This window comes from Paraburkholderia sp. BR14320 (genome assembly GCF_040948665.1).
Classification (GTDB): Bacteria; Pseudomonadota; Gammaproteobacteria; order Burkholderiales; family Burkholderiaceae; genus Paraburkholderia; species Paraburkholderia youngii.
Genome location: NZ_JBFPKG010000004.1, coordinates 232047 through 245442 on the forward strand (window position 1 = coordinate 232047; position 13396 = coordinate 245442).

The following is a 13396-nucleotide window of genomic DNA, read 5'->3' on the forward strand; positions in this document are numbered from 1 at the left end:
GAGGGGCGCGCGGGCTCCTGTATAGGGGCGGCGCTGGGGATCGCAGGGCGGCCCAGCGGCCCGCCTATGGCGCGCGGCCTGCGCATCGATCGGGAGCGGCCCTGCGGCCCTGCTGCGGCCCTGCTGCGGCCCTCATAAGGGCGCGGCCCAGTGGCGCGCGCCTGGGGCGGCCTGCGGCGCGCGGCCCAGCGGCGCGCCCCGTCTGAAGTAGGCGCTGCATACAGGCCATGTAGTAGGCGCTTCATTCGGTCGGTCTGATTTATGCACCCCCTACATTGGCTATGTAGAAGGTACTTACTACAGCCCAAAACCGCGCGGGGCATTGCGCGCGCGCGTTTTCTGCCCAGCCACGAAAGACAAAAGCTGTTTGCCTTTGCCCGATTCGAGAACAGACTCACCGCCCAACGACCATGCAGAAGAAACCTCTTGCTGTTGCCAGCGCGTCGAACGGTAAGAATGTTCTCCGCGACTTCATTCCCGACCCGCGTCCGCTCTCGCTGCTCGGCCGCCCTGCGCTCGTGCGGCACCGCGCGCTCGGGCGACGGACTCACCCGGTCGCCGCGATGATCGTCGGCACCTACGCGGTGGATGAGCGCTACGTGATCGTTCAGGCGTTTCCCATCGGCGGCCCGCCGGTGCAGTTCGCTGACGTACAACTGCTGGACGACGATCCCGGCGACACGAACGATGCGGTCGCCTGGCTGGTGACCTGATGCTTTCGGTGCGCGTCAGTACGAACCTGCTGCGGTTCAGGTTCAACGCGCAGACGCAAAAACAGATTCCCTTCGCCGCGTCCATCGCGATCAATGCCACCGCCAAGCTGGTGCAGGCTGGCGAGCGCGAGAACATGAAAGCGAAGCTCGACAATCCAACGCCTTTCACGCTCAACTCGCTCAGCATCCAGCGCTCGTCCAAAAAGTCGTTGAGCGCGACGGTGTTCGTGAAGGATCGCGCTGCCTGGTATCTGGAACCATACGAGGCGGGCGGCGTGAACCGGTTGAACCCATACCCTGACGGCGGCACCACGCTCCTGAAGCCTGCCGCTCAGAGGGTCAACCAGTACGGCAACTTGCCACGCGGCACGACGCAAAGCCTGAAGGCGAGGCGCAACACCTTCGTTGGAGAGGTCTTCGGCGTGCGTGGCATCTGGAAACGCTTTCCGTACCTGAAGGCATCAACCCGCAGGCTGTCGAAGAAGAACGCCGCACTGCTCGGACGCAAGACCCGCAAGCAGCGGCCGCCGCAACTGCTGATCCAGTTTGCCGACGCGCACCCGGCAACGCAGCAGTTGAACTACCGTGCGCTCGCCAAACAGATCGTCAACCGGAACTTCACCCGCGAATTCAGGCGCGCAATGGCACAGGCCATCGCGACCGCGAAACCGTAGGTGCATCGATGGAGTGCGTCATGATTAATCTGCTCGTCACCATACTGGTCGCCGCGATTGTGCTGGGCCTGGTTTTCTACGTCATCACCCTGTTGCCGCTGCCTGCCCCTTTCGGTCTTATCGCTCGCGTCGCATTCCTGATTATCGTCATCCTCGTGTTCGCCTACATGCTCGTGCCGGTACTCGCGCACGGGCCGCACGTATAGCGCGCCGCACATGGCAACCCAAATTAAGACCGCGAACCGGCAGGGTATTGCGATCAAGGATTTTGCGCGCCGTGAAGGCGTGTCCGACACGCTCGTGCATCAGGCGATCAAGAACGGACGACTGAAGGCTTACCCCGACCGCTCGCTCGACCCGGCGCTCGTCGGCACGCCTTGGCGCATGCGTAACGCGACGGCGACGGGCGAGGGCAGCGCGGCCACGGCGACGGATCGCAAGGGCGGCCTCGCTTACTCGGAGGCGTTGCGCGTCAAGGAAAACTATCTGGCGATGTTGCGTCGCCTCGAATACGAGGAAAAGTCCGGCGCCGTGATCGAACTCACGGTGGCTGAAGCCGTGCTATTCGAGCGCGCCCGAAGCCAGCGCGACTCATGGCTGAACTGGCCGACGCGTATTGGGCCGTTGCTCGCGGCTGACCTGAACGTCGAAATCGATCTCGTCACCAATGCGCTCACCGCCTATGTCCACCAGCACATCGCCGAACTCGGGGAGCCGGAAGCTGACTTTAACCGGTCCCAAGGTTGAGCGGCTTCGCGCAGCGGACAGCCGCGGATGGACGCCGCCGCCGCGCATCAGCGTGCCCGAGTGGGCCGACCGCTACCGGAAGCTCGCAGCCGAGGCGGGGAGCACTTCCGGCAAGTGGAGCACGGCCAAGGTAGAGGTCGCGCGCGGCCCGATGCTGGCGGTAACGGAACCCGGCGTGCATGTGATTACCGGGATGATGAGCACGCAGTTACTGAAGACGGAATTCCTGCTGAACGTCTTCGGCTACTTCGCGCACCTCGATCCCTGCCCGCTGCTGCTGCTGCAACCGAAGGACGACGCCGCCGAGCAGTTCTCGAAAGAACGGTTCAGCCCGCTTATCCGCGTAACGCCTGTTCTGCGCGAAATCATCGGCACGACGAAAACGCGCAACGCAGAGGAAACGCTGCTGTACAAGGCGTTCCCCGGTGGCTTTCTCGCGATTGCGGGCGCAGGCAGCCCGGATAACCTCGCGCGCCGTCCGGTGCGCGTGATTCTGGCCGACGAAATCGACAAGTACCCCGTCACCCGCGAGGGCGATCCGATTGCGCTGGCCGAAGAACGCACGACGACATTCGATACCAACTGGCTGTCGATCCGCGTGTGCTCGCCCACCATCGAGGGCGAGAGCCGCATCGAGGCGAGCTATGCGGAATCGGACCAGCGACGCGCATCGCTTGCGTGCATGCACTGCGGCCACCGGATGTTTCCCGCGTTCTTCACGCACGTCGAATGGGACAAGGAAGGCGAGCGGCACCTGACGAAGACCGCGCGCCTGTACTGCGAGGCGTGCGGCGTGGGCTGGTCGGAGGGCGACCGGCTGCGCTCGCTACAGACCGCGCGCTGGCATCAGACGCGGCCCTTTGAATGCTGCGGCAACCGACACGCGCCGCTCGATCTGTATGAGCGCGCATGGCGCACTGGCGGCGATCATGACGCCGCCGTGGATGCCGTATGGGACTGGTGGGAATCGGACCGCCATGCGGTCTATCGCGCGAAGTGTCCCGACTGCGGCAAGTGGGGCGTCGATAACCGGCACGCCGGATTCCAGGCGTCGAAGCTGTACAGCCCGTGGCAGAAGGACAAGCCCGCCGACATCGCCGAGAAGTATCTGCATGCGAAGGACGATTTCGACCGCTTGCAGGCGTGGTGGAACACGCAGATGGGGCTGCCGTACAAGCCGCACGTGGGCAAGGAAGTCAGCCTCGAAGCGCTCGCATCGCGCGCCGAGCACTGGGACTACGTTCCTGATGGTGTCGCCGTCATCACCGCAGGGCTCGACGTGCAGGCAGACCGCATTGAATGCGAGGTCGTCGGCTGGGGGCGCAACGAGGAAAGCTGGTCCCTCGCGTACGAGATTTTTGAGGGCGACCCCGACTCGACGGAACTGTGGGAGCGCGTCGATGCGTACCTGCTACAACTGTGGTTCCGCGAGGACGGTCGGCACTTCCCGATCATGTCGGCCTGCATCGATTCGGGCGGCCTGAGTACGCAGTCGGTCTACACGTTCTGCAAGGCGCGGCTCGGCCGCAAGGTCTTCGCCATCAAAGGCGAATCGGCGCGCGCCGGGGCGCGTAACCCGGTGTGGCCGGTGAAGCGCCCCACGCGCCGCAAGCAGCAGGCATTCCGGCCCGTGATCATCGGCGTGAACGCCGCCAAGGACCGCATCCGCTCGAGTTTGCACGTTCAGGAGCCCGGCGCGAATTACATGCACTTCCCAACCGGGCGCGATCTGGCCTGGTACGCACAACTGACCGCCGAGCACATCGAGATAAAGAAGATGGGCGGCCAGACCTACCGCGAGTGGGTCTGCCCGCGCCAGGCGCGTAACGAGGCGACGGACTGCCGCGTCTATGCGTACGCGGCGCTGTGCGGGCTGCTGCACTTCGGGCTGAAGCTGAATAAGCGCGCCGACGATCTGGCGCGGCTGCCGCCGCTGGACGGCGAGACGGAAGCACCCGCAGCGCGGACGATGCCGCCCGCGCCTCCCTCGCTGCTTGCACCACCGCCGCCGACGCTGGCGGGGGGCATGAAATCAATCGTTAGCCGTCTTGCCTGAAGGGCACCGGAGAAACGTCATGGCGTACTTCAACCAAGCACGCACTGTGCTGGGCAACTGGTCGCAGGAAGACTTGCAGGCCGCGCTGCTGTCCGCGCAGCAGGCGCTCGTTGCACTTCAGAGCGGCCAGCGCGTGGTTACCGCCTCGTATGGGCAGGGCGATGGCGCGCAGTCCGTGACCTACACGCAGGTTTCGCGCGGCTCGCTTGAGCAGTGGATTCTCTATCTGCAAGGGATGACCGATCCGGTCAACTTCGCGCATCCGCGCCGCGCCCGCCTGGCGATCTTCTGATGAACTCACTGCTGGTTGACCAGTCGGGCAAGCCGCTGCCGCTTCCCGTCAGTCAGCGCGCGCGCGCCGACGCCGATTGGGGCGGCCCCGGCATCACGTACCCGATGTCGTCGAGCCTGTTCCCGTATCAGGCGGCGAACTGGCAAACGCAGGAAATGGGCGACTGGCTGCCGTGGATTCGCTCGCCTGATTCGGAAATCAACTTTTACCGCGACCGCATGGTCGCCCGTTCGCGCGATCTTGCGCGCAATGATGGGTGGGCCAGCGGTGGCATCACGCGGATTCTCGACAACACCGTTGGCGCGCATCTGCGGCTATCGGCCAACCCCGACTACCGCGCGCTCGCGATGCTGTCCAAGGCGAAGTTCGACGCCACCTTTGCGGACGAATTCCGCCGCGCCGTCGAAGCGCTGTGGCGCAGCTATTCGGATGACCTGAACCACTACAACGATGTGTCGCGGCAGTTGACCACTTCGCAGCAGCTTCGCCTCGGGCTGCGACACAAGCTGATCGACGGCGACAACCTGTTTGTCGCGTACTGGATGCCCGAGCGCATCGGTCGCGGTGCGGCTCGGTACGCGACCGCGTTCCTGCTGGTTGACACCGACCGCCTTTCCAACCCGTACGAAATGCCTGACTCGCAGTATCTGCGCGGTGGCGTCGAGATCGACGACGACGGCGTACCGCTTGCGTATCACATCCGCAAGGCGCACCAGAACGACTGGTACAACGCCGCGGAGTCGATGATATGGGAGCGCGTCGAGCGCGAGGATGAGGACGGCTGGCGGCGGGTGATTCACGACTTCGAGCGGGACCGCGCGGGGCAGAACCGGGGCGTCGGTGTTTTCACGCCGGTACTGAACCACGCGAAGATGCTGGCCCGCTACTACGGCGTCGAATTGCAGGCCGCAGCGGTCGCCTCGATCTTCGGCCTGCATGTCGTCAGCCCGTACGACCCGCAGATGATCGAACAGGCGATGGACACGGACGGGGCCGAGCTGGGCTTTTACCAGAACATGCGCGCCGACTGGGCGCGCGACCGGCCCGCGATGCTCAACGGCGTACGCATCCCGACGCTGGCACCGGGCGAAAGCATCAACACGATTTCCGGCACGCATCCGCACACGGGATTTATCGACTTCGCGCATGAAATGCTGCGCTCGATTGCGTCGTGCCTCGGCGTGTCGTGTGAGCAGATTACGCAGGACTGGTCCAAGACCAACTATTCGAGCGCGCGCGCCGCGCTGCTGGAAAGCTGGAAAACGCTCACGCGCCGCGCGACCGAATACAAGACCGGCACAGCGACGCCGTACTACGCGTGCTGGCTGCATGAGGTCATGGAAAGCGGCGAACTCGATGATGTGCTGCCGCGCGGCGCGCCGGATTTCATCGACGCGGCGACCGCCTATTCGCGCTGCGAATGGCTCGGCGTCGGGCGCGGTTGGGTCGATCCGGTCAAGGAAAAGCAGGGTGCCATCCTCGGCCTCGATGGCGGCTTTTCGACGCTCAAACGCGAGTGCGCGGAGCAGGGGCTCGACTGGGAAGAAGTGCTCGCCCAGCGCTCTATCGAGGTCAAGATGTTCCACGAAAACGGGCTGCCGCTCCCCGACTGGTCCGGCGGCGGGCTGGCGGCAGGCGACGGGCCTGGCGGCGGCAACGGCGAATCGCCGCAGATGCCCCGGCCGCGCAACGAGCAGAGCAATGGCTAATTCCCTCCCGTTTCTTGCACAGCGCATGTTCAACACGCCGCTGGCGATTGCGCCGGATAAGGTCGAAGTCATCGTCGCGGCGCTCGCCGAACGCTTCGGCATTTCCACGATGTTTCGCGTGAACGGGCAGGCTTTGGCGCCGGGCGAACTCGACTGGTATTCCGAGGAACGGCAGGACGAGCGGCCCTATAGCGTGGTCGAAGGCGTCGCCATCGTGCCGATCCTCGGAACGCTGGTGCAGAAGTCGGGCTACCTGCACCCCTTTAGCGGCCTGACGGGCTATGACGGCATCCGGGCCAACCTGTCGCTCGCGCTCGATGACGATTCGGTGCGCGGCATCCTGCTCGATATCGACAGCAATGGCGGAGAAGTCTCGGGCCTGTTCGATCTGGTCGATGCGATCTATCACGCGCGCGGCCGCAAGCCCATTGTCGCGTCGCTCTCGGAGGTCGCCTACAGCGCGGCGTACGCACTTGCGAGCGCGGCCGACTTCATTGCCGTTCCCCGTACAGGCGGAACCGGCTCGGTCGGCGTCGTCTGCGCGCATGTGGATTTTTCAAAGGCGCTCAGCAACGAGGGCGTTGCGGTCACGCTGATTCATTACGGCGCGCGCAAGGTAGACGGCAACGAGTTCAATCCGCTCAGCAAAGAGGCGCGCACGCGCATCCAGGCGTCGGTAGACGAAATGGGCGAACTCTTTGTCAACACCGTCGCGCGCAACCGAAACATGACGCCCGCTGCGGTGCGCGATACCGAAGCTGGTCTTTTCTGCGGTGCCGCTGGCGTCGAAGTGGGTTTCGCCGATGCCGTCATGGCACCGGACGAAGCGTTCCGATCCCTGCTCGATGAGTTGTCCTGAGCCTTGGGCCTGCGCTCAACCTTGATGGAGACGTTGCACATGAAACTTTTATCTACCCGCCTCGCGGCGAGCGCGATGTCGTTCGCCCATCTTTCATCGGTCGGTCGCGGCAAGCAGGCCAAGGCCGACGACAAGGACTATCGCGACGAGGAAGAAGACGACGACAAGCAGGCCAGCGCGCGAGCCGAGGACGACGAGAACGACTCCGGCGATGAAGACGCGAAAGCCGAAGATCCCGCTGCCGAGGATGACGACGACGAAGACGAGAAGAAGGCACCCGAGGGCAAGAAGGCCAAGCGCGCCAAAGCGGAAGACGACAGCGGCGATGACGACGAAAAGAAGGACGAGGACGACAGCGAAGAATTGCACGGCAAAAGCGCCATCGCGTGCGCGCGGCTGCGCGAACAGGCACGCTGCGCCGCGATCATGGGCTGCCGTGCTGCCGGTCGCAATGTCCCGCTCGCCGCGCAGCTTGCGCTGACCACGCGCATGACGCGCCAGGAAGCCATCGCCGTGCTTGAGGCGGCTCCTGCCGCTGCCATCGATACCAGCGCAGGCCGCGCAGCACGCAACCCGCGGCTCGGTGCCGGTGGCGAGAAATCCGGCGGTGACCGGGCGACGGCGATTGCGGCGAGCTGGGACCGCGCGTTTGAAAAGGTCGGCGCGGTGCGCCGCAAGTAACCCTTCCTTTGGAGGACTCACATCATGGCTTACGTTTCTCGCGCCCCGCTCAACGAGCAATGGCACGCAGGGGGGTTTCTTGTCTCGCAGCCGCGCGGCAATCGCCACATCGACCGGGGGCTGATTACGGGGGCCGTCAAGGTCTTTCCCGGAACCATTATGGGCCAGGTAACGGCGACCGGTAGCTGGGTGGTCTGCACGGCTGCGGCAGCGGATGGCTCGCAGAATGCAGCCGGTATCTGCTTCGGGCTCGTGGACGCCACGCTTAACGACCAACGCGGCGCGCTGGTCGTTCGCGACTGCGAGGTGAATACCGCAGAGCTGGTCTGGGACGCCTCGATGACGCCCGCATTGCAGACCACCGCCCTCGGGTTGCTTCAGAAGCAGGGAATCATCGCACGCTAGTAGATCAATAAACCCACGTCACACGCAGGCCGCCTTCGGGCGGCCTTTTCTTTTTGGGAGCCGACAGCATGGCCTCGCTCGATATCTTCAATCAGGACCCGTTCACGACGATCACGCTGACGGCTGCGGTAGACAAGTATCCGTATCAGCCGCTCGCCCTCGGGGAAATGAACATTTTTGACGATGACCCGATCCGCACGACGGCGCTGGTCGTCGAGCAGCGGCAGGGGCAACTCATCGTCGTGCCTTTCAGCGAGCGCGGCGAGGCAGGCCAGCAGCGCGTGACTGAAAAGCGCGCCGCTCGCTACTTCGACGTTCCGCGCCTGCGGCACGCCGATACGATCTACGCGAACGAACTGCAAAACATCCGCCAGTTCGGTACGGAAACCGAGCTGATGCAGGTGCAGTCGGAAGTCGCCCGCCGCCTCGCGGGGCCGACCGGGCTGCTGAAGAACATCGAATACACGTGGGAGTTCCAGCGGCTCGCCGCTGTACAAGGGCTCTTTACGGACCACGATGGAACGATCAAATACAACTGGTTCCAGGAATTCGGCATCACGCAGGCGGCCGAGTACGCGTTCAATCTCTCGGCGGGCACCGCGAATACCCTTCGGCCGCTGTGCAACCAGATTACGCGCGCGATGGCCCGCAAGGCGCAGGGAGCGTTCACGCCCTCGACAAAAGTCATCGGCCTCGCTGGCGATGCGTTTTACGACGCCTTCGTCAATCACCCGGACGTAATCCGTACGTTCGTCAACTGGTCCGACGCCTCGGAGATTCGCGGCGGTAACTCGGGCGGTGCGTTCTCCCTCTTTGAGTTCGGCGGTATCCGCTGGCTGAACTATCGCGGCTCGGATGACAACACCACCATCAAGATTCCCGATGACAAGGTGAAGTTCTTCCCGCTGAATGCGCCGGGCATTTTCCGCCGCGCGCTGGCTCCCGGTGAATCGTTCCAGTGGGTCAACACGCCGGGCAAGCCGATCTATGTCGTGCCAATCATGGACCGCGACCGCAACGAGTGGTGGAAGATGGAAGTCAGCAGCTACCCGCTGCACATCTGTACCCGCCCGGAAGTGCTGCTCAGCGGTCGCGCGGAGGCGTAAGCATGGCGACCGTTACGACCATTCACGGCGACATGGATGAAGCCGATCTCGTCAGGACAGAGGGCGACTTTGAGGACGACAACGAGCGTTCTCACTGGATCGAGTATCGCCTGCCCGGTTCTGACGAAATCGTACACCGCAGCGCCCATGTGATTCTCAAGCAACCCCTCACCGCCGACGCGCTCGCTGCGCTGCTCGGCGGCTAATCCTTTGCGAGTCCATCATGGCTGCTAACGCCCAGGCGATGTGTACCAGCTTCAAGCAGGACTTGCTCAACGGCCTGCATGCGTTTGGCCCGTCCGTGGTCCGGGCGGCCAATACGCCCGATACGTTCAAGGCGGCGCTCTACGTTACCGGCAGCTCGATTGGCGCGGCGACGACCGCGTACGGATCGACCGGCGAAGTCGCCGGGGCGAACTACGCGGCGGGCGGCGTGCCGGTGACATTCAACACGCCACCGACGACCAGCGGCACGAGCGCCTTTGTCACACCCTCGGCCAATATCGTCTATTCGAACGTCACCCTTACCACGGCATTCGACTGCATGCTGCTGTACAACAGCACGGCAGCGGGCAAGAACGCTGTGGCGTCCTACACGTTCGGCGCGCAGACGATCACTGCCGGGACGCTTACGCTGACGATGCCGGTCAACGCCCCCGGTACGGCGCTGCTGCAACTCTCGTAAGGGGCGCAGCATCATGGCGTTGAAGATAGCGGATCGCGTCAAGGAAGCGACGACGACGACCGGCACGGGGCCGCTCGCACTGGCCGGAGCGGTGCAGGGCTTCCGCCCGTTCTCGTCGGTCTGCTCCGTGGGCGATATCGTCTACTACGCGCTACAGGTGCTCGACGCGAGCGGCAATCCGACTGACTGGGAAACCGGCGTCGGCACCTACTCGGCGGCATCGACCCTGACGCGCACGACGATCCTTGCATCGAGCAACGCGGGTAGCGCTATCAATCTCGGCGCTGGCCCGGCACAGGTATGGCTTGATCTGGTCGCCTCAAGCATCGTTCCGGTACTGCCTAACGGCGCTGCGACCATCGGCGGCGGCACCGTAACCAACAACCTGGCATTCAAGGGGGCCGCCAACGTCATATTTCTGGACGCCAGCGCAAACGAATTTGGCTATATCGGTGCATGGGGTACGGCAGGGCAGCCTGCGTCTGGTATCGGCTTTGTTGACCATACCAACACGTACTGGAACTTTCAGGTAGGCGACAGCGGCAACTCTGTTATGCGTGGTGGCCTACAGTTGGGTGGGGCACTGAACACGCAGGGGGTCGTAAACTACGGCGAGGTGCAGATGCGGAGCGCCAGCGGAAACGCGACTAGCGCACTCCGTTTCTACCCGCCAACGGCGACCGACGGTTTCTCCCCGTACTTACAGGCGTTTGGCGATGGCGGCAGTCTGCGTCAGATCAACCTGTACAGCGGCATCGCCGGTGATCAGAATCTCCTACTGTTTGATGCCAAAAACCGATATACCCACTATTACCAGACCAACGGCCCCTTTGTGCAGGTTCTGCACAACGTCAACGCGAGCGGAACAGCGGGTGCAGTCAATGACGGCGGCGAATACCAGATGGCTCTCGACGGCCGCAACCAAAGCGTCGCGATTGCTCTTGTTGAACTAGTCGGGCAGTACACTCAGTGTCAGATAACGGTCACTGACACTTCTGGTGGCCACGGTTTCATATTCCGCAATAACGGCGTCGGGTATGCGCCTGGTGGATGGCAGACTGGGAGCGATATCGCAGTCAAGAGTAACGTCCGCAGGCTTGCCGATCCCCTGACTAAAATGCGTCAGATGGGTGGCTATGAGTGGGAGCGTACGGATGGTCATGCGCCTGGATGTGGCTTGATGGCGCAGGATGTCGAGCGCGCGATGGGGACTCAGTACGTGCATAAGGTAAGGCCGGACAAGAACAAGGAAGAGACTGTCAAAACAATTGATGTAGCAGGCATTGCGGCAGCCCTGCACCACGAGGCGATTTTGGCCCTGCTCGACCGTATCGAAACGCTTGAGGGCCAGCTAGCCGATGGCCTCACCGGGGCGCGCGTGGTCGCGCCCAAAAAGAAGAAGGGTGCGTGATATGCCATGCCTCGCAGGGACCGCCCGCATGAAAAGCGTGGCCGTGCGATAGGCAGCGACCATCATGGCACTCGGCTTTGGCGCGATCTCCGACCGGGCGATTGCCGAGGGGCGGATTCCCGCAAACCTCGCGGATGCGCTGACGGGCAACACGGCAACGGGCGCAGCAGGGAACGTATCGGCAAGCGTATCGCTGGGCGCCGCGCTGACGCCAAGCGCCAGCACGGGCACAATCGGCAGCGTCGCAGCGGTTTGCGCGCTTGCCGCATCAGGCGTTTCGGCCACCGGCAGCATCGGCGGTCTTGCCGGAGAGAGTCCATCGGTGCTGCTGTCGGGCTGCGCCTCGTCCGGCCTGTGCGGGACCATAGCGCCCGCAGTAGTTCCGGCCGCGCTTGCTGGCGTAGGTTCGGCGGCGACGATCGGGAAGGCAACTCCCACGCAAGGGCTCACGGGCCGCAGGGCCACCGGTTCAACCGGGTTAATCAGCGGCGGCTCTCCACTGGCAGGCAATGAGGGCGCGGCCCTCGCAGGCCATGTCGCGGCAGCGCGCCAGAAAGCAGTTTCCGGCGTGAAGTCGGCGGGGCTGCACGGCGCGATAGGCAGCGTAACGAGCCTGGCCCTGTCGGGCAATAGCGCTCAGGCCACGAGCGGCAGCGTCGGCGTACCGGTTGTTGCGCCGCATCTGCTCGGCGCGGTTTCAGTCGGGCGTGCGGGTTCCCTCATCGCGGGGCAGATGCTTGGCGGCTGCATCGGGGCTGGTGCGACCGGCGCGCTTGCAGCGGCGCGGACCCTCGCGGTGCGCCGCAATCTCGCACTGGCCCGTTCCGGCACGATCACGGCAACGCAGGTGCTCACCGGCAACAGCGCAGCGGGCAGCGCCGGGGTCATCGCGCCAATTCGCGGGCTGGGTGGGTGCGTTAGCGCAGGCCATACCGGCAGCATCGCGGCTGTCGTCACGCCGTCGCAAGGCTTGACCGGCAGCGCCGCTAGTGCGAGCGCAGGCACTGTCACGGCTTCGCCCGGTTCCGCTGTCGCCGGGCTTGCGCTCTCCGGCGTGACCGGCGCCGTCGCGGCGCTAGGCTGGCCGGTGGCGATCAAAGGCGCGGTTTCGGCTGTGATTCCGGGTGCGCCCGCAGCGGTCATCACGGTTGCACTGTCAGGCGTTGCTGCGGGCAGCGCGGCCGGTAGCGTAACGATGGCGCAGGTGCTGGCCGGTAACGCGAGCGCGGCGCGCGCGAATGACCTGATTGCGTCGGGAGCATTCATCCGCGCGCTGCTCGGCAACGCGATCAGCGGCTCGGTCGGCGATGCCGCGCCAATGGTCGTGCCGCCCGGTGTTGCGATCACGGGCCGTCGCCCGCAGTTCTGGGACCGGCTGGTGATCGGGCCGCAGCAAACGATTTTTGGCGAGCCGGTTACCTATATGCCGCAGTCGGGCGGCTCGTATGCGATCAGGGGCGTTTTCACCGATGCCTATCTGCGCGTGAAAATGTTTGATGACGGCTCGACGGGCGTTACGGAGGTCAGCGCAATCCTCGGCGTGCGGCTCTGCCAGTTTGAGTCGCTGGGGCTGGCAGCGCCGTTGCAGAACGACATGATTTTCGTACCGCGTGTCAATGCCACGTACGTAGTGCGCGAAGCGCCGCGTATCGACGGACGGGGCGCAGCGAAGTTGATGCTTAGCGCGCTCACGCCTGCGGCCCAGGGCGATCCGACGATGTGGGACTCGCTAGTGATCGGGCCGCAGATCGCGATCTTTGGCGAGCCGGTTACCTACAGGCCGCAAGCGGGCGAGCCGTTCGAGATTACGGCTGTCTTTACCGATGCGTTCCTGCGCGAAGTTGAGTTCGAAGATTCGACGGTCGGCGTAACTGAGGTCAGCGCGATCCTCGGCGTGCAGCTTTCGCAGTTTCCCTCGCCACCGCTTCAGAACGATACGGTGGTGGTTCCCAGCGTTAATTCAACCTACGTTGTTCGCGAGGCGCCGCGCGCCGATAGCCGGGGTGCCGCGAAGCTGATGCTCAGCCTGATTTCCCAACCCTGACGGTTCAATCGATG

15 protein-coding genes are annotated in these 13396 nt (G+C 64.2%); all 15 read left to right on the forward strand.

Annotated features, from left to right (window positions below; translation table 11 throughout):
• Nucleotides 1-410: 410 nt before the first annotated feature.
• On the forward strand, nucleotides 411-713 hold the full coding sequence (locus AB3X89_RS06615; RefSeq protein WP_368582429.1) for a hypothetical protein: 303 nt from the start codon (nucleotides 411-413) through the stop codon (nucleotides 711-713).
• Entirely contained in the window at nucleotides 713-1387 is a 675-nt protein-coding gene (locus AB3X89_RS06620; RefSeq protein ID WP_368582430.1) for a hypothetical protein, read from the forward strand. The genes AB3X89_RS06615 and AB3X89_RS06620 overlap by 1 nt, the downstream gene beginning before the upstream one ends.
• 20 nt (nucleotides 1388-1407) lie before the next feature.
• A complete protein-coding gene (locus AB3X89_RS06625; RefSeq protein WP_368582431.1) occupies nucleotides 1408-1593 on the forward strand; it encodes a hypothetical protein in 186 nt (61 codons plus the stop codon).
• 10 nt (nucleotides 1594-1603) lie between these two features.
• A complete protein-coding gene (locus tag AB3X89_RS06630; protein ID WP_368582432.1) occupies nucleotides 1604-2134 on the forward strand; it encodes a hypothetical protein in 531 nt (176 codons plus the stop codon).
• A gap of 52 nt (nucleotides 2135-2186) precedes the next feature.
• Nucleotides 2187-4190: a phage terminase large subunit family protein gene (locus AB3X89_RS06635; RefSeq protein ID WP_368582433.1), complete on the forward strand. Its 2004-nt coding sequence runs from the start codon at nucleotides 2187-2189 to the stop codon at nucleotides 4188-4190.
• A gap of 19 nt (nucleotides 4191-4209) precedes the next feature.
• Nucleotides 4210-4482, forward strand: a complete 273-nt coding sequence (gene gpW / locus AB3X89_RS06640) for a gpW family head-tail joining protein (protein WP_368582434.1) — start codon at nucleotides 4210-4212, stop codon at nucleotides 4480-4482.
• The gene (locus AB3X89_RS06645; RefSeq protein ID WP_368582435.1) at nucleotides 4482-6191 is read left to right on the forward strand and encodes a phage portal protein; all 1710 of its coding nucleotides are present in this window, start codon (nucleotides 4482-4484) and stop codon (nucleotides 6189-6191) included. Before gpW ends, AB3X89_RS06645 begins: the two co-directional genes overlap by 1 nt.
• The gene (locus AB3X89_RS06650) at nucleotides 6184-7050 is read left to right on the forward strand and encodes a S49 family peptidase (protein WP_368582436.1); all 867 of its coding nucleotides are present in this window, start codon (nucleotides 6184-6186) and stop codon (nucleotides 7048-7050) included. The genes AB3X89_RS06645 and AB3X89_RS06650 overlap by 8 nt, the downstream gene beginning before the upstream one ends.
• A 75-nt stretch (nucleotides 7051-7125) precedes the next feature.
• Nucleotides 7126-7731, forward strand: coding sequence for a hypothetical protein (locus AB3X89_RS06655; RefSeq protein ID WP_368582437.1), 606 nt, complete (start codon nucleotides 7126-7128; stop codon nucleotides 7729-7731).
• 24 nt (nucleotides 7732-7755) lie between these two features.
• Complete coding sequence (locus AB3X89_RS06660) at nucleotides 7756-8136, forward strand: head decoration protein (protein ID WP_368582438.1); 381 nt, start codon at nucleotides 7756-7758, stop codon at nucleotides 8134-8136.
• A 68-nt stretch (nucleotides 8137-8204) separates the two neighbouring features.
• Nucleotides 8205-9242 (forward strand): major capsid protein, encoded by a 1038-nt coding sequence (locus tag AB3X89_RS06665; protein WP_368582439.1) that lies wholly within the window; start codon nucleotides 8205-8207, stop codon nucleotides 9240-9242.
• A gap of 2 nt (nucleotides 9243-9244) precedes the next feature.
• Nucleotides 9245-9448 (forward strand): hypothetical protein, encoded by a 204-nt coding sequence (locus AB3X89_RS06670; protein ID WP_368582440.1) that lies wholly within the window; start codon nucleotides 9245-9247, stop codon nucleotides 9446-9448.
• Between the two features lie 17 nt (nucleotides 9449-9465).
• Complete coding sequence (locus tag AB3X89_RS06675) at nucleotides 9466-9927, forward strand: hypothetical protein (protein WP_368582441.1); 462 nt, start codon at nucleotides 9466-9468, stop codon at nucleotides 9925-9927.
• A gap of 13 nt (nucleotides 9928-9940) precedes the next feature.
• Nucleotides 9941-11338 carry a tail fiber domain-containing protein gene (locus tag AB3X89_RS06680; protein WP_368582442.1) on the forward strand — a complete coding sequence of 466 codons (1398 nt, stop codon included), beginning with the start codon at nucleotides 9941-9943 and terminating at the stop codon, nucleotides 11336-11338.
• A gap of 64 nt (nucleotides 11339-11402) precedes the next feature.
• Nucleotides 11403-13382, forward strand: coding sequence for a hypothetical protein (locus AB3X89_RS06685; protein ID WP_368582443.1), 1980 nt, complete (start codon nucleotides 11403-11405; stop codon nucleotides 13380-13382).
• Nucleotides 13383-13396 lie beyond the last annotated feature (14 nt).